Raw genomic sequence first — 17129 nt, 5'->3', positions numbered from 1 at the left:
GTCGTGCCCGGCCACCGGACCCATGCGAACAACGACTGCAGACGGACACGACATGACGAGCACCGCCTCGGAGCCGCGGGCGACGACGGCCGCGGCCTCCCCCCTCCCGACGGCCGCCTCTTCCCCGGCCGAGTCCCCCTCCCCGGGCGTCACCGCTGCCGGGGGGGCCCGGGCCACCGCCGAGAGCTGGCCGGATCTGATCACCGACCTGATCGCCGGGCAGGCGCTGGCCGCCGACCGGACGGCGTGGGCCATGGAGCAGATCATGGGCGGGCTGGCGACGCCGTCCCAGATCGCCGGCTTCGTGGTGGCGCTGCGGGCCAAGGGTGAGACCGCCCAGGAGATCGGCGGGCTGGTCCGCACGATGCTCGGCTTCGCCGAGCCGCTCACCCTCAGCGAGGAGCTGCGCGCCGCCGCAGTCGACACCTGCGGAACCGGCGGCGACCGCTCGAACACCGTGAACCTGTCGACCATGGCCGCGATCGTGGCGGCCGGCGCCGGGGTCACCGTGGTCAAGCACGGTAACCGCGCGGCGTCGTCGGCGAGTGGGTCGGCCGACGTGCTGGCCGAGCTCGGCGTTGTCATCGACCTGCCGCCGGCCGGGGTGGAAGCGTGCCTGGCCGCCGCGGGGATCGCCTTCTGCTTCGCCCCGGTCTTCCACCCGGCGATGCGGCACGTCGGCGCCACCCGCAAGGAGCTGGGGGTGCAGACCGCGTTCAACATCCTCGGCCCGCTGGCGAACCCGGCGCGGCCGGGCGCCCAGACGATCGGCGTGGCCGACGCGCGGCTGGCCCCGGTCGTCGCCGACGTGCTCGCCGAGCGGGGAACCCGGGGCCTCGTCTTCCGCGGCGACGACGGACTGGACGAACTCACCACGGCCACCACGTCGACCGTGTGGGTCGTCCAGGCGCCCGACCCCACGTCCAGCCGCACGCCGGGTTCCACGGCCGGCTCCGTGGCCGGGAGCGCGTCGGAGGCCGCGGCGGTGCGCCGCTCCCGGGTTCGTTCGGAGCACTTCGACCCTCGCGACCTCGGCCTCGCCCGGCCGGACACGACCGCGCTGCGGGGCGCGGACGCCGCCTACAACGCTTCCGTGGCCCGGGCCATGCTGCGCGGGGAGACCGGGCCGGTCCGCGACGCGGTGCTGCTCGCCGCGGCCGCGACCCTGGTCGCGGTGGACGGCCCCACCGACGCCCCGGTGGCCGAGCAGATAGCGGCCCAGCTCGGGCGCGCCACCGAGGCCGTCGACTCCGGTGCCGCCGCGGCCGCGCTGAGCCGCTGGGCCGAGGCCAGCCAGCTCGCGGCGACGGCCCGGGGCTGAGCGGCCCCGTCTGAGCGGGCCGCCGTCAGGGTCGTCCCCACCCCGCCCGAAAACGACTCAGGGGCCGCGATTCCAGGTGATGGCCTGGAACCGCGGCCCCTGACGCGTCCGCGCCGCCGGTTGGCGGCGCGGACCGGTGGTGCCGATCAGTCCTCGGGAATCGGCGGGTTCCAGAAGTTCTCCATCACCAGGCACACGGCGAAGGTGAACGTCAGGACCGCGCCGAGGATGGTCATCCAGATACCGAAGGCCAGCCCCATCGCGGCCACCGCGGCACTCGCCGCGAGAAAGAACGGGTAGTAGCTGCCCGGGGTGAAGTGCCCGAGCTCCCCGACACCGTCGGCGACCTCCGCGTCCGGCAGGTCCTGCGGGCGCATGCCGATCCGCCGGCCGGTGAAGACCAGATAGCCGCCGACGAGGAAGCCCATGCCCGCGCACAGGGTGAGCGCCGCCGTCCCGGTCGGGTCCTTCGCCCAGAACCAGTAGACCAGGGCCATCGCTCCGGCGAAGAAGCCGAAGAAGTTGAAGATGAAGCCTTCTACCTTCATCGCGCGGCTCCCTGACCGAGTTCCGGTGTGGCGTGGTAATCCGCCCTACCGACGACCGCCGGGTAGTGCAGGTCAAACGCGGGTCGCTCGGAGCGGATGCGCGGCAGCGACCGGAAGTTGTGCCGGGGCGGCGGGCAGGACGTCGCCCACTCCAGCGAGTTGGAGTAGCCCCACGGGTCGTCGACCGCGGCGATCGGGCCCTTGCGGTACGAGTACCACAGGTTGTACAGCAGCGGCAGCGTGGACAGGCCCATCAGGAACGAGCCCGCCGTCGCGACCGTGTTCAGGGTGGTGAAGCCGTCGTTCGGGCCGTAGTCCGCGAACCGCCGGGGCATGCCCTGGGTGCCCAGCCAGTGGAACACCAGGAAGGTGGCGTTGAAGCCCAGGAACAGCGTCCAGAAGTGCAGCTTCGCCAGCTTCTCGTTCAGCATCCGGCCCGTGACCTTCGGGAACCAGAAGTAGACACCCGCGAAGGCCGCGAACATGAGGCCGGCGACGACGTAGTGGAAGTGTCCGACCACGAAGTAGCTGTCACTGACATGGAAGTCGATCGGCGGGCTGGCCAGCAGCACACCGGTGAGACCACCGAACAGGAACGTCACCAGGAAGCCGACCGCGAACAGCATCGGCGCCTCGAAGCTGATCTGCCCGCGCCACATCGTGCCGATCCAGTTGAAGAACTTGATGCCGGTGGGCACCGCGATCAGGAACGACAGGAAGGCGAAGAAGGGCAGCAGCACCGCGCCGGTGACGAACATGTGGTGCGCCCACACCGCGACGGACAGGGCCCCGATGCTGATGGTGGCGAACACCAGGCCCTTGTAGCCGAACAGCGGCTTGCGGGAGAACACCGGGATGATCTCGGTGACGATCCCGAAGAACGGCAGCGCGATGATGTAGACCTCGGGATGCCCGAAGAACCAGAACAGGTGCTGCCACAGCATCGCGCCGCCGTTCTCGGCGTCGAAGATGTGGGCCCCGAACCTTCGGTCCGCCGCGAGCGCGAGCAGGGCGGCGGCCAGCACCGGGAACGCCACCAGCACCAGGATCGAGGTGACCAGCAGGTTCCAGCAGAAGATCGGCATCCGGAACATCGTCATGCCGGGGGCGCGCAGGCACAGGATCGTGGTGATGAAGTTGACGGCACCGAGGATCGTGCCGAGCCCCTGCACCGTCAGGCCGAGCACCCACAGGTCGGAACCGACCCCGGGCGAGTAGAGCTGGTTGCTCAGCGGCGCGTAGGCGAACCAGCCGAACGAGGCCGCACCCCCCGGGCTCAGGAACCCGGCGAACACGGTGAGGCTGCCGAACAGGAACAGCCAGTACGACAGCGCGTTCAGCCGCGGGAACGCGACGTCCGGCGAGCCGATCTGCAGCGGCACGAGGTAGTTGGCGAACGCGAACGCCAGCGGCGTCGCGAACATCAGCAGCATCAGCGTGCCGTGCATGGTGAAGAACTGGTTGTACTGGTCGTTGGAGAAGTACTGCAGCCCCGGGCGGGCCAGCTCGCCACGGATGAAGATCGCGAGGATGCCGGCGATGACGAAGAACGCGAATGACGTCAGGAAGTACATGATCGCGATGTCCTTGTGGGACGTCGTCCTCAGGTATCCGAGCAGGTTCGCGATCGCCGGCTTCTCGTGGTTCACCGGCTCATGGGCGTGCCCGGCCGGCCCGGCGGGCGACTCGTGCAGAAGGGTCACTGGACACTCCCGGTGGTGACGCCGGAGGACGGCGACGCGCTGATCGCGGCGCTCTCCCGTTCCTCGATGAAGCGGTCGTACTCGGCGCCCGGCACGACCTTGACGTAGAACGTCATCCGGTCGTGGTCGGTGCCGCACAGCTCGGCGCATCGCCCGACGAACGTCCCGGTCTTCGTGGCGGTGAGCTCGAACTGGTTGACCCGCCCGGGGACGACGTCCCGCTTGAACAGGAACTCGGGCACCCAGAACGAGTGGATCACGTCCGGTGACGTCAGCACGAACCGGACGGACCGGCCCTCGGGCAGCACGAGCACCGGCGCCTCGCCGGGACGACCGGTGACCTCGACCTGGTTGCTGCCGGGGGTCTTGCCGGTGTCCAGGTACTGGAACTGCCAGTTCCACCGGAAACCGATGACGTTCACCGTCACGTCGGGCTTGTCCGAGAGCTTGGTGATCTCGGACTCGTCACGAGCGGTGTAGTAGAACAGGCCCGCCACGATCACGACTGGCACGACGGTGTAAAGGATCTCGACGGGAAGGTTGTACCGGACCTGGCGCGGCAGAACGTCACTGCGCTTCCGGAACACGACGACCGCGTAGAAGATCAGGGCCCACACGAACACACCGACGGCCAGGGCGGCGATCACCGAGCCCTGCCACATGTTCAGGATCCGCGGGGTGTGGTTGGTCACACCGTCCGGGAATCCGAAATTGGGGACGTCGCAGGCGGTCGCCAGCAGGCCGACGGCCACCAGCGTGGCGCCCAGGCGCGCATTGACGCGGCGCCGGCGCGGCCGTCGGTGCCCAACCCGACGGCTCGGCGACGCGTCCGCGTCCGCGTCCGCGGTGTCAGCCGGGGCCATCGGCGTGTCCTCGACATCCGCGAGCGACGGCCGGGTCCGACCGAAGGATCTCCTCACCAGGTCCTGCCTCCCACGACTAGCGGCCGCGCGGCTGGCGGACGGATCTGAGCCCCGCCACCGCCTCGCGTGACCGCGTAAACGCTTCGCGGGCCGGCCGGTCCAACCGGCCTCGCTGCTTCGTCTTCCGACTGTCTTCGACACGCTGTAGATGGTGCGGCAGCAGCGTATCCCAGCAGCGGACGAGCTTCTCGCCGCAGGCCCCGTCCGGAGCTGTGAGACACGACCCGCGGGGCATCCTGGACGGGCCGGAGAGCCCTTGATCCGGGCAGATCGGCGGGCGCGCCGTGGGCGCGTTCCAGCTCCCGGCGGGCGTATCCGCCACCCGCATTGTTCGCGGCACCCCGCAAGCCCTTTCCCCGCCGCCCCGCCTGGCTGCGCGAATGCCCCCACGCGGCCCCGCAACGTCCGGCCAGCTGCTCCGGGACGGGCGTAGCGTCACTCTCGTGCCGGCCTATCTCGACCACGCTTCGACCACGCCGCTGCATCCGGTCGCCCGGGAGGCCCTGCTCGCCGCGCTCGACGACGGCTGGGCCGACCCCGCACGGCTCTACCGCGAGGGCCGCCGCGCGCGGATGCTCCTCGACGCCGCCCGGGAGACCGTCGCCGGCGTCCTCGGCGCCCGGACCAGCGAGATCAGCTTCACCGCGAGCGGGACGGCCGCGGCGCACCAGGCGCTGCTCGGCACCGCCGCCGCCCGCCGCCGCGCCGGGCGGGTGGTTGTGGTCAGTGCCGTGGAACACTCCAGCGTCCTGCACGCCGCGCAGCGCCACGAACGTGCCGGCGGCGAGGTCGTCACGATCGGTGTGGACGGCCTCGGCCGCGCCGACCCGGCCGCGTTCGAGGCCGCGCTCGACGCCCACCCGGGAACGGCCGTGGCCGCCCTGCAGCACGCCAACCACGAGGTGGGCACCGTCCAGCCGGTCGCGGCGGTCGCGCGGGCGCTGCGCCGGCGCGGGGTGCCGCTGCTCACCGACGCGGCGACGACGGTCGGGCGGGTTCCCGTCGACCTCGCCGAGCTGGGCGCGGACCTGCTCACCGCGAGCGCACACAAGTTCGGCGGGCCGCCCGGGGTGGGCATCCTCGCCGTCCGCACGGGCACCAGGTGGGCCAACCCGCTGCCGGCGGACGAGCGGGAGCACGGGCGGGTTCCCGGCTTCCCGAACGTTCCCGCCGTCGTCGCCACGGCTGCCGCGCTCGCCGTGCGCGCCACCGAGATCGACGCGGAGGCGCCCCGGCTCGCCGGCTACACCGAACGCCTCCGCCGGCGCCTGCCGGAGCTCGTCGAGGACGTCGAGCTGCTCGGCCCCGGCGGCGCCGACCCGGCGGTGGGACTGCCGCACATCGTGGCCTTCTCATGCCTTTACGTCGCGGGCGAGGCACTCCTGGACGAGCTCGACCGTGCCGGCATCGCCGTCAGCTCCGGGTCGAGCTGCACCTCGGACACCCTGACGCCCAGCCACGTCCTGGTGGCGATGGGCGCGCTGACCCACGGCAACCTCCGCGTGTCGTTCGGGCGGGACTCCACCGACGCCGATCTGGAGGCGCTGCTCGACGCGCTGCCGCCCGCCGTGCGCGCCGTCCGCGAGCGCGCCGGGGCGGCAGGCCTGTGAACGACGGCTCGCCGGCGGCGGTCGTGGACGCGCGCGGGCGGCGCTGCCCCATCCCGATCATCGAGCTCGCGCGGCGGATCGGCGACGTCGATGTGGGCGAGATCATCGAGCTGCTCGCCGACGACCCGGCTGCCGCGGCCGACGTGGCCGCCTGGTGCCGGATGCGGGGCCACGACCTGCTCACCGCCGCACCCGGCGCTGGGCCGGGCTCCTACCTCGTCCGCCGCCTGGGCTGAGACACCTGGGTTCAGAACGCCTGCAGGTGCGCGGCGACCTCCGCGGCCGCCTCCGGGCCGTAGGCCTCGGTGAGGCGCTTCACGATGTCGTCCTGATCGGCGCTGTACTCCTGGGTGCCGACCGTCTCGAGCACCAGGGTCGCCAGCAGGCATCCCACCTGCGCGGACCGCTCGTGCGACAGCTCCCAGGACAGCCCGGCGAGGAACCCGGCCCGGAAGGCGTCCCCCACCCCGGTGGGGTCGGGGGTGCAGCGCGCCGGGACCACCGGCACCTTGACCGCCGCGACGCCCGGCGCCTCGATGACGACGCCGTCCTTGCCCAGGGTGGTGACGCGCACGCCGACCCGGCCGAGGATCTCCTCGTCGTTCCACCCGGTCTTCGACGCGAGCAGCGCCTTCTCGTACTCGTTGCAGAACAGGTAGGCCGCGCCGTCGATCAGCGAACGGATGTCGTCGCCCTCCATCCGGGCGAGCTGCTGGGACGGGTCGGCCGCGAAGGAGTACCCGCGCTCGCGGCACTCCTCGGTGTGCCGGACCATCGCCTGCGGGTCGTTGGGGCTGATCACCACCAGGTCGAGCCCGCCCAGGCGCTCCGCGACCGGGCGCAGCTCGATGCTGGCCGCCTCGCTCATCGCGCCAGGGTAGAAGGACGCGATCTGGCAGAGGTCGTTGTCCGTGGTGCACACGAAGCGGGCGGTGTGCGCGATCTCACTCACCCAGACCGACGCGGTGTCGACACCGTGCCGGTCGAGCCAGGAGCGGTAGTCGGCGAAGTCCTCCCCGACCGCTCCCACCAGGATCGGGTGCAGGCCGAGGCGCCCCAGGCCGAAGGAGATGTTCGCGGCGACCCCACCACGGCGGATCATGAGCTCGTCCACGAGGAACGACAGCGAGACCCGCTCGAGCTGGTCGGCGAGCAGCTGCTCGGCGAACCGCCCAGGAAAGCTCATGAGGTGGTCGGTGGCGATGGAACCAGTCACGGCAATACGCACGATGGAGCAGCCTACCGGCAGCCCCCGCGCACCCCGGAGGGACGTCGCCCCACAGTGACCCTGCGTCCGGCCTTCGACCGTTTCGGAACAGGGGCGGGTGTTCGGAACAGGGGCGGAAATGGCGGAACCCGGTGTGGCGTGAAGCACCACACCGGGTTCCGTTGTCGAGGGATCAGACGCCTCCCCCGCTGACCGGAGACGAGACGCGGCCCACCGGGACGGCCCGCGCCCGCCCGCGCCCGATCAGTGGAAGGAGTCGCCACACGCGCAGGAGCCCTGCGCGTTCGGGTTGTCGATCGTGAAGCCCTGCTTCTCGATCGTGTCGACGAAGTCGATCGTCGCGCCGCCGAGGTAGGGGTAGCTCATCCGGTCAACGGCCACCTTGACCCCCGAGAAGTCGAGCACCGTGTCGCCGTCGAGTTGGCGCTCGTCGAAGAAGAGCTGGTAGCGCATGCCAGAGCAGCCGCCGGGCTGCACGGCGATCCGGAGCTGGAGGTCATCCCTCCCCTCCTGCTCGAGCAGGGTCTTCACCTTGCCGGCGGCCGTGTCGGTGAGAACGACGCTGCTCGGCCTGGTCTCGGTCTCGGTTGTGTCCTGCACGGTCATAGGGGCTGCTCCCTGCCCTTGTGGACGTGCCTGGTTCACCAGGCTTGCTGGTACCCAAGGCGGCTTACGCGAGGAGACGCCAACGGGCGACGGCTCCCCACGGGCGGCACCTGCTGTGCCGCCGTTCCTGCTCAACACCGCGAGGCAGGATCCGCTTCCCATCGTAGCCAGCGACTCGTGGGTCGGCCACGACGCGCAAGTGACATCCGTCCGCCATCCGGGGCCCGACCGGACCAGGTCCCCGGGGCCCGACCGGACCAAGTTCGCGCAGACCAGGCGTTCCGGAGTTAGAGTCTGAACGACCATTAGCAGGCGGCCCACAGCGAGGCCACGAGCAGCGAGCGAGGCGACCGGGCCCCCGGTCGGTCGCCCGAAGGAGCGGACATGACCACCAACCCGGCCCTGGAACGCCTGGGCGTCACCGCCTCACCGCTCGCCATGCTCCTGCTCGGGCGCGACGCCGACCCGGGGAGCGAACGGGGCGTGGAGTGCCCCGGCGATCTCCCCCCGGCCGCTGATCCCGACCTCGCCAGGCGGGCCGCCGCCGCCAAGGCCGCGCTCGGCGACGACGTCTTCATCCTGGGCCACCACTACCAGCGTGACGACGTCATCGCCTTCGCGGATGTGACCGGGGACTCCTTCAAGCTCGCCCAGCAGGCCGCCGCCCGGCCGGCGGCGAGCGCGATCGTGTTCTGCGGCGTGCACTTCATGGCCGAGAGCGCCGACATCCTCACCGCCGACCACCAGCGGGTGATCCTCCCCGACCTGGCCGCCGGCTGCTCGATGGCCGACATGGCCACCGCAGAGCAGGTCGAGCAGGCCTGGGACGACCTCCTCGACGCCGGCGTCGCCACCGGCACGGTGCCGGTCAGCTACATGAACTCCTCGGCGGCGATCAAGGCGTTCACCGGCCGCCACGGCGGCACGATCTGCACCTCGTCGAACGCCGAGCGGGCGCTGGACTGGGCCTTCGGCGAGCGGGGCGGCCAGCGGGTGATCTTCCTGCCGGACCAGCACCTGGGCCGCAACACCGCGGTCGACAAGCTGGGCATGTCCGAGGCCGACTGCGTGGTCTACGACCCGCGGCGGCCCGGCGGCGGTCTGAGCCGCGCGCAGCTGCGCGACGCACGCATGATCCTGTGGCGCGGGCACTGCTCGGTGCACGGGCGGTTCACCCGGGAATGCGTGGACGAGGTGCGCGAGCGGGTGCCGGGGGTACAGGTCCTGGTGCACCCGGAATGCCGGCGCGAGGTCGTGAGCGCCGCTGACCTGGTCGGTTCCACCGAGTACATCATCAAGGTCGTGGACGAGGCCCCGCCCGGGTCGTCATTCGCCGTGGGAACCGAGCTGAACCTGGTACAACGGCTGGCGAACCGCCATCCTGACAAGACGATCGTCTTTCTCGACCGTACGGTGTGCTTCTGCTCCACGATGAACCGCATCGACATGCCGCACCTGGTGTGGGCGCTCGAGGCGCTCGCGCGCGGTGAGACCGTCAACCGCATCACCGTCGACCCCGAGGTCGCGACCTATTCCCGGAAGGCCCTAGACCAGATGTTGACCCTGCCCTGATGGCGCTGCTGAAGAAGCGGAGCCCCGAGCCCGCGCCCGGCCCGGAGAACGAGGAGCCGTCCGCCGGCGCGGTCGACCAGGCCGACGGTGACGTCGGCGCGAGCGCCCGGGTCACCGCCGGCAAGGGCCGGCCGACCCCGAAGCGGTCCGAGGCACGCGCCGCGCGGACCCGCGGCGGCGCGGTGCGCACCCCGGCGAACCGCAAGGACGCCCGCAAGATCGAGCGGGAGGACCGGCGGGCGCAGAGCCAGCAGTACCGCGCCGCGATGATGGCCGGCGACGTCAGCCGCCTGCCGCCCCGCGAGCGGGCGCCGGAACGCGTCCTGGCCCGGGACTTCGTCGACACCCGGATCAACATCGGCCCGTTCTTCCTGGCCGCGGCGGTGGTGTACTTCGTCGGCGGGCTGGTGCCGAACTCCTACGTCCGGCTCGTCGCCACCTACGTCATGCTGCTCGGGATCGTTGCCGTGGTCGCCGACTCGATCGTGCTGTCGCGGCAGGTGAGCCGGCGGGTGGCCGAGAAGTACCCGGACTCCAGCGTCCGCGTGCGTGCCTACGCCGCGCAGCGGGCCCTGCTGCCGCGCCGCTGGCGGATGCCCCGCCCCCGGGTGTCCCGCGGCGACAGCTGACGGCCGACAGCTGTCGCTCGCGGCCGGCGGCTCGCGGCTCGGCGGTGGGCACGACGAGGCACGGCCGGACGTTGGCCGGGCCCGGGAGCTGGTGCGTAGTGTTCCGGTGTGAAGCATCGACGCCTCGGGCGGAGTGGACTGTCCGTCAGCGAGATCTCCTACGGCAACTGGATCACCCACGGTGACCAGATCGAGGCCGATACGGCGAAGGCCTGCGTGCACGCTGCGCTCGACGAGGGAATCACCACGTTCGACACGGCCGACGTGTACGCCCAGACCCGCGCCGAGTCGGTTCTCGGCGAGGCCCTGGCCGGGGTCCGCCGGGAGTCCTACGAGCTGTTCACCAAGGTCTTCTGGCCGACCGGCCCCGGCGAGAACGACAAGGGCCTGGGGCGCAAGCACATCATCGAGTCCGCGCACAACTCGCTGCGCCGGCTCGGCACCGACCACATCGACCTCTACCAGGCCCACCGCTACGACCCGACGGTCCCGCTAGAGGAGACGCTGCGCGCCTTCGACGACCTGGTGCGCGCCGGCAAGGTCCTCTACGTCGGCGTCTCGGAGTGGACGGCGGCGCAGATCGCCGACGCCGCGCGGATCGCCGCCGAGCTCGGCCTGGACAGGATCATCTCCAACCAGCCGCAGTACTCGATGCTGTGGCGCACCATCGAGGCCGAGGTGGTGCCGACCTCCCGCACGCTGGGCATCTCCCAGATCGTCTGGTCGCCGATCGCCCAGGGCGTGCTGACCGGCAAGTACCTGCCCGGGCAGCCGCCGCCCACCGGCAGCCGGGCGACCGGCGCGACCGGCGCGGGCTTCATCGCCCGTTTCATGTCCGACGAGGTCCTGACGGCCGTGCAGCACCTGCGCCCGATCGCCACGGAGGCCGGCCTGACAATGGCGCAGCTCGCCATCGCCTGGGTCCTGCAGAACGACAACGTGGCGTCCGCGATCGTCGGCGCCTCCCGGCCCGAGCAGGTCAAGGACAACGTCGGGGCGGCCGGCGTCGTCCTGGAGCCGGCGCTGCTCGCCCGCATCGACAAGGTGCTCGCCGGCGTGGCGACCACCGAGCCGGAGGCCTGACCGCCACCGCGCGGCGCCCGGGGGTTCAGTGGGCGGTGAAGGCCGCGGCCAGCGCCGCCCACGTCCGGTCGAGGTCCGAGCCGGGCAGGAACCGGTTCGCCAGCTCCAGCACGACCGCGCCGTGCGCCGCGGCCCACAGGGCCTGCGCCACGTACGGCTCACCGGTGGCCCGGTAGAACGGCTCACCCGACCAGTCCTCCAGGCCGGCCGTCAGGCCCTCGCGCCCGAGCGGGTCGACCGCGGTAAGCCGGTACAGGTTGGGGTGGGCCAGGGCGTACCGCCGGTACTCGGCCAGCAGCCGGCCGACGACGTCGCCCGGGCCGGCCCCGTCGACCACGCGGTGCAGGGCGTCCCCCGCCTCCCACAGCGCGGTCTCGACCAGGGCCGCCTCGACCGCGTGCTTGCCCGGCAGATGCTTGTACAGCGACGGCGCGCGGATGCCGAGCACCTCGCCGAGCCGGCGCATCGTGAGCGACCCCACGCCCTCGTCCTCCAGCAGGCGCCGGGCCGCGCCGATGATCTCCGTCACCCGCGGCGACCGCGTGGGCGGCGTCGGGCGCAGCGCGACCCGCTCAACCGGTACGGCCGGCCGCGGCGGGTCCGCCGGCAGTCCCGTGTCCGCAGGTGGCCCCGTGTCCGCCGGCCGCGCCGCCGCCGGCAGCCGCAGGTCCGTCATCAGGCGGCGGCGAGGATGAAGACCGGGTGCCGCGGCGCGATCCGGCCCAGCTCCTCGTCGGCCGACTCCGGGCCCACGCCGTCGAAGAACACGCCGACCTCCGCCTTCCACTTCTTCAGGTACGCCCGCAGCACCGGGATCTTCTCATCGCCGGCGAGCTCGGCCGCACGGTAGCGGACCCGCCGGCGCCCCACGACGAGCGCCAGCTCGCCGTCGGCGGCCCGCACGTTGCGGACCCACTGGCTGTGCCCGCGCGCGGAGACCAGGTACTGCCGTCCCTCCAGCGTGAGCAGGTTCACCGGCAACCGCCGGGTCTCGCCGGACGTGCGGCCGCGGACCTCGAGCACCCGGCTCCCCCACAGGCTCAGCCCGGCCCGGGTGACCAGCGCGACCGGGCGGTTGAGGAACGTGTTGGTGAACCAGTTGGGCCGCCGGTAGTGCCGGGCGTCGTCGGCCCGGGTGTTGCCGGTCGGGTTCGCGCTGCTGCTCGCCATTGTGATCTCCCTTGTCCTCTGGGCTCCGATCGTTGGTTAACAACGTTAGCCAACGAGGTAAGGCTAACACTGTTAGCCGAGGGGGTGTCAACCCGTTCGGGCCCGTTCGGTGGGACTTGGTCCGCGGGCTCTGCTACCCGCGGGCAGGGGCCGGCCCGGCAGCCGGGGAGGCGGCCCTCAGGTCACCGGGCGCAGGCTCATCGGCCCGTAGACGCGCCGGCCCGCCTCCAGCAGACTCACCTGCGTCACGCCCAGATCCAGCAACTCTCGCCAGGTCTCGCCGATCCACGTCTCGGCGTCCCCCTGACTGGTGAACGACTCCGACCCGTCCGCGCCGCCGACCGCCACGACCGAGCCGTCCTCTCCCTCATACCGCCAGGTCCAGCTCACGGTCCACGTCCTTCCCGACGTCCGGCGGCGTCGGCCGCCGAGCCGGGGCCACCACCGACCCCGGGAAATGCCCACCACACCATCAAAGCGCGTCCGGACCGGACGCGAGGCCGTCCCGCGCCGCTGGCGATGAGCAACTCATCCGCGGCGCGACCCACCGCGGGACGGGACGGATCCGCGCCAGCCCGTGGATCGGCCCACGAGCAAGGCACCGGCGACCCGAAGGTCGGTAACGTCGAGACCCGCGAGTGACACACGAGCAGCACGGTTCAGCCCGGAGAAAGGAAGGCACCAGTGACACCCGCCTACACCGCCGCGGCGGTACTCGCCGAGACAACCGAGCACCACGACGGGGGCATCGTCTGGTGGGCCGCCTGCCTGCTCACCTTCGGCGCGATCGCGGCGCTCGCCGTGGTCCTCACGCTGATGACGCTGTGGGAGCGCAAGCGCCACCCGCACTCGCACTCGCACTCCTGACCGACCGGGGCTCGGCGCGGTGCGGCTGACGCTGCTGGGCACGGGCTCGGCCGACGGATGGCCGAACCCGTGGTGCGAGTGCGCCTCCTGCGCGTGGGCCCGCGCGCACGAGCCCCGCGGCCAGACGGCCGTCCTGGTGGACGACCGGCTGCTCATCGACTTCGGTCCGGACGTGCCGCGGGCGGCCTCCCGGTTCGGGGTGAGCCTGGCGGGGCTGCGGCACGTCCTCGTCGGGCACGCCCATCCCGACCACCTCGGCCCGGAGGCGCTGATGTGGCGGTCCTGGTCGACCGTCGCCGACCAGCCGCTGGACGTCGTCGCGCCGCCGGCCGCGCTGGAGGTGTGCCGGGCGTTCCTGCGCCGCTGGGAGGGCACCGAGCCGGGCGAGGGCTCCCCGCTGCGTCTGCTCCCGGCCGTCGCCGGCGATCACCTCGAGCTCGGCGGGCCGGGCGAACCCACCGAGCCGGGCGAGCCCCACAGGCCCGGCGGGCCGGGTTACCTGGTCCGCCCAGTGGCGGCCCGGCACGGTGACGACAGCATCGGGCCGGCGGTGCTCTACGACGTCACCGCGCCGGACGGGGCGCGCCTGCTGTACGGGTGCGACACCGCCGTCCCGCTGCCGCCCGCGACGCTCGCCGCGCTGGCCGACCGGGCGTTCGACGTCGTGCTGCTGGAGGAGAACAACGGCGACCGGCCCGGGTTCGGGGAGCATCTCGACCTCCCGGACTTCGCCGAGCTGGTCGCCGAGCTGCGCGGCCTGGGCGCGGTCGTGCCCTCGACCCGGGTGCTCGCCGTCCACCTCAGCCACCGCAACCCGCCCGGTGGCGAGCTGACGGCACGGCTCGCCCGCATCGGAGCCGAGGCCCCGCCGGACGGCAGCGTCCTGGAGATCCCACCCGGCGGGGCCCTCCCGGACGGCGGCACTGCGGCGCCACGCCGGGTACTGATCACCGGTGGCACCCGGTCGGGAAAGTCCGCCCAGGCCGAGGACTGGCTGCGGGCAGAGCCCGAGGTCGTCTACGTCGCCACCGGGTGGGCGCCGGACGGGTCCGATCCCGAGTGGGCCGCGCGGGTCGCCGTCCACCGGGAACGCCGGCCGGCCCGGTGGCACACTGTGGAGACCCAGGAGCTGGAGTCGCTGCTGCGCTCCCCCGGGCCGGCGCTGCTCGTCGACAGCGTCTCGCTGTGGGTGGCGGCCCGGCTGGACGATCCGGACTTCGGCGCGGCGGTCGACCGGCTCGTCGAGGCCTGGCGCGCCACGCGCCGGCGGGTGGTGGCGGTGACGGACGAGGTCGGGTCGGGGGCGGTGGCGCCGACCGCCGCCGGGCGGCTGTTCGCCGACCGCCTCGGTCAGGTCAACGCACGGCTCGCCGCCGAGTCCGACGAGGTGTGGCTGGCCGTCGCCGGCCTGGCCACCCGGCTGCGGCCCGCCTGACCCAGCCGGGTTACCGCGCGGGCGGTCGCGGCTGCGGCCGGTGGTCCTCGCGGATGCCGTCCGCCAGCAGGTCCAGTGCCCAGGTGACCGCGCCCGTCGCCGCATCCAGGTCGAGCTTCCAGGCGGTGACCAGCCGTTCGTAGACGTGCCCGGTCCAGAGGATGTCCAGGATCGCGGCCGCCATCCGCCGCTGGGTGTCGGTCCATTCCGCCGTCGGCGGGGCGACCGCGCGGGCGAGCGCCTCGCGCCGGCGGCGGTCGGCGGCGAGGGTGGGCTCGACGGCTTCCCCGCTCAGGCCCGGCGAGGCGGCGAAGCGGTCCAGGGTCGCCAGCCCGCCGGCCGCGGTGTCGGCGAGGTTGTCCAGGTCGAGGCCTTCGTAGACGACCCCGGCCTCCTTCTCGAGGTTGCGAAGGATGGCGTCGTGCAGCTCGCTCTCGGTGGCGAAGTAGCGGTGCACGGTCCGCTTGCTCACGCCGGCGCGCTCGGCGACCGCGCGGAACGTCAGGCCTCGCCAGTCCCAGGTCGGGAACGAGTGGACCAGCGCCGTCCCGGCGGCGACTATGCGCTCCCGCGTCTGCGCGGTCTGCGCCCGGCGCACCGGGCTGTCGTAGCGGCGCGTCTGCCGGGCTGGATCGCTCCCGTCCGCGTGCTGGTCGGCCGGAAGGCTCATAGCGGCTCCTCGGGCTGTCGCGCCGGGGCGGGACCGGATGCTGGGCGGTGGGAGTGGCGGGGATGGCGGGAGCGACGCAAGCCGGTTGACGGTCCAATTAGTGTCACTATTGTAGTGACACAAAAGCTCCCGGCGCTCATGCCGCGGCGCACCGGCAGCGGCGCGCCCCGTGGCCCACCAGGAGCCCACGCGATCAACGAGGAGCGGCTGTGAAGCGGTTACTGATCGACGGGAAGCTTGTCGAGACCGAGCGGACGGTCGACTCGATCAACCCCTCGACCGGCGAAGTCATCGGCCAGGCCGCGGACGCGACGGTCGAAGAGACCACCGCCGCGGTCAAGGCCGCCCGTAAGGCCTTCGACACCACCGACTGGTCGACCAACGTCGCGTTCCGCGTCCAGTGCCTCAACCAGCTCCACGACGTCCTCGTCAAGCACAAAGAAGAACTCCGCGAACTCACCATCGCCGAGGTCGGCCACCCCCGCATGATCACCGACGGGCCCGCCCTCGGCGACCCGATCAACCTCGTCAAGTACTACGCCGACCTCACCGCCGGCTACCAGTTCACCCAGGACCTCGGCACCGTCGAATCCCGCGGCGCCCAGCACCACCGCTGGATCGAACGCGAACCCGCCGGCGTCGTCTCCGCGATCGTCGCCTACAACTACCCCACCCAGCTCGCCCTCGCGAAACTCGCCCCCGCCCTGGCCGCCGGCTGCACCGTCATCCTCAAAGGCGCCCCCGACACCCCCCTGCTCGCCCTCGCCCTCGGCGAACTCATCGCCAACGAGACCGACATCCCCGCCGGCGTCGTCAACGTCATCACCTCCATCGACATCGACGCCGCCGAAGTCCTCACCGGCCACCCCGACGTCGACCTGATCACCTTCACCGGGTCCACCGCCGTCGGCCGACGCATCATGGAAGTCGCCAGCAAGACCGTCAAAAAAGTCTTCCTCGAACTCGGCGGGAAATCCGCCCTCGTCATCCTCGACGACGCCAACCACGACCTCGCCGCCATGATGGCCGCGTTCACCATCTGCTCCCACTCCGGGCAGGGCTGCGCCATCACCAGCCGCCTCGTCGTCCCCCGCGCCCAACACGACGCCATCGTCGAGAAGGTCGCCGCCATGCTCGGCCAGATCAAAGTCGGGAACCCCACCGAACCCGACACCTACATGGGCCCGCTCATCAGCGAGAAGCAACGCGACAAGGTCGACGGCATCGTCCAACGCGCCATCGCCGCCGGCGCCACCCTCGTCACCGGCGGCGAAAAGATCAACCCCGGGTTCTTCTACGCCCCCACCCTGCTCGCAGGCGTCGACCCCGACAGCGAGATCGCCCAGGAAGAAATCTTCGGCCCCGTCCTCGCCGTCATCCCCCACGACGGCGACGACGACGCCGTGAACATCGCCAACAACTCCATCTTCGGCCTCTCCGGATCCGTCCTCAGCGCCGACACCGACCGCGCCCTCGCCGTCGCCCGCCGCATCCGCAGCGGCACCATCAGCGTCAACGGCGGCAGCTGGTACGCCCCCGACGCCCCCTTCGGCGGCTACAAGCAGTCCGGCATCGGCCGCGAAAGCGGCACCCCCGGCCTCGAGGAATTCCTCGAGATCAAAACCATCGCCACCCCGGCCGCGTCCTGACCCTGCCCGCCTCCGATCAACCCCGACCGTGGCGGTCGGGTGAATCCCACCGGACTCACCCGACCGCCACAGCCGTCTACGCGACGGCCCGCACCGGACGGCCAGACGTCCGTCC

General features: G+C 72.2%; 18 protein-coding genes. 9 read left to right on the top strand and 9 right to left on the bottom strand.

Annotated features, from left to right (window positions below):
* Positions 1 to 52: 52 nt before the first annotated feature.
* Positions 53 to 1321: an anthranilate phosphoribosyltransferase gene (gene trpD / locus FRANEAN1_RS08850; RefSeq protein ID WP_041253890.1), complete on the top strand. Its 1269-nt coding sequence runs from the start codon at positions 53 to 55 to the stop codon at positions 1319 to 1321.
* A 146-nt stretch (positions 1322 to 1467) separates the two neighbouring features.
* On the opposite strand, the gene FRANEAN1_RS08845 is transcribed toward trpD, so the two are convergent.
* The 3 genes from FRANEAN1_RS08845 to coxB are packed head-to-tail and all read right to left on the bottom strand — an operon-like array spanning position 1468 to position 4492.
* Positions 1468 to 1869 (bottom strand): cytochrome c oxidase subunit 4, encoded by a 402-nt coding sequence (locus FRANEAN1_RS08845; RefSeq protein WP_020459410.1) that lies wholly within the window; start codon positions 1867 to 1869, stop codon positions 1468 to 1470.
* Positions 1866 to 3572 (bottom strand): cytochrome c oxidase subunit I, encoded by a 1707-nt coding sequence (gene ctaD, locus FRANEAN1_RS08840; RefSeq protein ID WP_020459409.1) that lies wholly within the window; start codon positions 3570 to 3572, stop codon positions 1866 to 1868. Before ctaD ends, FRANEAN1_RS08845 begins: the two co-directional genes overlap by 4 nt.
* Positions 3569 to 4492, bottom strand: coding sequence for a cytochrome c oxidase subunit II (gene coxB, locus FRANEAN1_RS08835; protein WP_041253888.1), 924 nt, complete (start codon positions 4490 to 4492; stop codon positions 3569 to 3571). The genes ctaD and coxB overlap by 4 nt, the downstream gene beginning before the upstream one ends.
* 446 nt (positions 4493 to 4938) lie before the next feature.
* On the opposite strand from coxB, the gene FRANEAN1_RS08830 reads away from it, so the two are divergent.
* The gene (locus tag FRANEAN1_RS08830; RefSeq protein ID WP_041253886.1) at positions 4939 to 6105 is read left to right on the top strand and encodes an aminotransferase class V-fold PLP-dependent enzyme; all 1167 of its coding nucleotides are present in this window, start codon (positions 4939 to 4941) and stop codon (positions 6103 to 6105) included.
* On the top strand, positions 6102 to 6341 hold the full coding sequence (locus FRANEAN1_RS08825) for a sulfurtransferase TusA family protein (protein ID WP_020459406.1): 240 nt from the start codon (positions 6102 to 6104) through the stop codon (positions 6339 to 6341). The genes FRANEAN1_RS08830 and FRANEAN1_RS08825 overlap by 4 nt, the downstream gene beginning before the upstream one ends.
* An 11-nt stretch (positions 6342 to 6352) precedes the next feature.
* Here FRANEAN1_RS08825 and FRANEAN1_RS08820 read toward each other — a convergent pair whose 3' ends face one another.
* Both FRANEAN1_RS08820 and erpA read right to left on the bottom strand, forming a co-directional pair.
* Positions 6353 to 7333 carry a carbohydrate kinase family protein gene (locus FRANEAN1_RS08820; RefSeq protein WP_020459405.1) on the bottom strand — a complete coding sequence of 327 codons (981 nt, stop codon included), beginning with the start codon at positions 7331 to 7333 and terminating at the stop codon, positions 6353 to 6355.
* Positions 7334 to 7576: 243 nt separating this feature from the next.
* A complete protein-coding gene (gene erpA / locus FRANEAN1_RS08815) occupies positions 7577 to 7939 on the bottom strand; it encodes an iron-sulfur cluster insertion protein ErpA (RefSeq protein WP_020459404.1) in 363 nt (120 codons plus the stop codon).
* Positions 7940 to 8323: 384 nt separating this feature from the next.
* Here erpA and nadA point away from each other — a divergent pair, with 384 nt between their 5' ends.
* The 3 genes from nadA to FRANEAN1_RS08800 all read left to right on the top strand — a co-directional run bounded on the left by nadA (position 8324) and on the right by FRANEAN1_RS08800 (position 11223).
* Positions 8324 to 9511: a quinolinate synthase NadA gene (gene nadA / locus FRANEAN1_RS08810; protein WP_020459403.1), complete on the top strand. Its 1188-nt coding sequence runs from the start codon at positions 8324 to 8326 to the stop codon at positions 9509 to 9511.
* The gene (locus FRANEAN1_RS08805; RefSeq protein ID WP_020459402.1) at positions 9511 to 10140 is read left to right on the top strand and encodes a DUF3043 domain-containing protein; all 630 of its coding nucleotides are present in this window, start codon (positions 9511 to 9513) and stop codon (positions 10138 to 10140) included. The genes nadA and FRANEAN1_RS08805 overlap by 1 nt, the downstream gene beginning before the upstream one ends.
* Positions 10141 to 10248: 108 nt before the next feature.
* Positions 10249 to 11223, top strand: a complete 975-nt coding sequence (locus FRANEAN1_RS08800) for an aldo/keto reductase family protein (protein WP_020459401.1) — start codon at positions 10249 to 10251, stop codon at positions 11221 to 11223.
* Between the two features lie 25 nt (positions 11224 to 11248).
* Here the strand turns inward: FRANEAN1_RS08800 and FRANEAN1_RS08795 are convergent, their stop codons facing one another.
* From FRANEAN1_RS08795 to FRANEAN1_RS08785, 3 genes are all read right to left on the bottom strand, one after another.
* The gene (locus FRANEAN1_RS08795) at positions 11249 to 11899 is read right to left on the bottom strand and encodes a TetR/AcrR family transcriptional regulator (RefSeq protein WP_020459400.1); all 651 of its coding nucleotides are present in this window, start codon (positions 11897 to 11899) and stop codon (positions 11249 to 11251) included.
* Positions 11899 to 12393, bottom strand: coding sequence for a nitroreductase/quinone reductase family protein (locus tag FRANEAN1_RS08790; RefSeq protein ID WP_020459399.1), 495 nt, complete (start codon positions 12391 to 12393; stop codon positions 11899 to 11901). The genes FRANEAN1_RS08795 and FRANEAN1_RS08790 overlap by 1 nt, the downstream gene beginning before the upstream one ends.
* Positions 12394 to 12570: 177 nt before the next feature.
* Complete coding sequence (locus FRANEAN1_RS08785; protein ID WP_020459398.1) at positions 12571 to 12783, bottom strand: hypothetical protein; 213 nt, start codon at positions 12781 to 12783, stop codon at positions 12571 to 12573.
* 294 nt (positions 12784 to 13077) lie between these two features.
* On the opposite strand from FRANEAN1_RS08785, the gene FRANEAN1_RS08780 reads away from it, so the two are divergent.
* Positions 13078 to 13260 (top strand): hypothetical protein, encoded by a 183-nt coding sequence (locus FRANEAN1_RS08780; RefSeq protein WP_018501989.1) that lies wholly within the window; start codon positions 13078 to 13080, stop codon positions 13258 to 13260.
* 19 nt (positions 13261 to 13279) lie between these two features.
* Positions 13280 to 14695: a bifunctional adenosylcobinamide kinase/adenosylcobinamide-phosphate guanylyltransferase gene (locus FRANEAN1_RS08775; RefSeq protein WP_020459397.1), complete on the top strand. Its 1416-nt coding sequence runs from the start codon at positions 13280 to 13282 to the stop codon at positions 14693 to 14695.
* Between the two features lie 10 nt (positions 14696 to 14705).
* On the opposite strand, the gene FRANEAN1_RS08770 is transcribed toward FRANEAN1_RS08775, so the two are convergent.
* Positions 14706 to 15365, bottom strand: coding sequence for a TetR/AcrR family transcriptional regulator (locus FRANEAN1_RS08770; protein WP_020459396.1), 660 nt, complete (start codon positions 15363 to 15365; stop codon positions 14706 to 14708).
* 209 nt (positions 15366 to 15574) lie between these two features.
* Here FRANEAN1_RS08770 and FRANEAN1_RS08765 point away from each other — a divergent pair, with 209 nt between their 5' ends.
* Positions 15575 to 17014 (top strand): aldehyde dehydrogenase family protein, encoded by a 1440-nt coding sequence (locus FRANEAN1_RS08765; RefSeq protein ID WP_012157789.1) that lies wholly within the window; start codon positions 15575 to 15577, stop codon positions 17012 to 17014.
* The last annotated feature ends 115 nt before the right edge of the window (positions 17015 to 17129 follow it).

The organism is Parafrankia sp. EAN1pec (genome assembly GCF_000018005.1).
Taxonomy (GTDB): Bacteria; Actinomycetota; Actinomycetes; order Frankiales; family Frankiaceae; genus Parafrankia; species Parafrankia soli.
The sequence above is the reverse complement of the archived record's forward strand: the minus strand, read 5'-3'. Positions and strand labels throughout refer to the sequence as shown.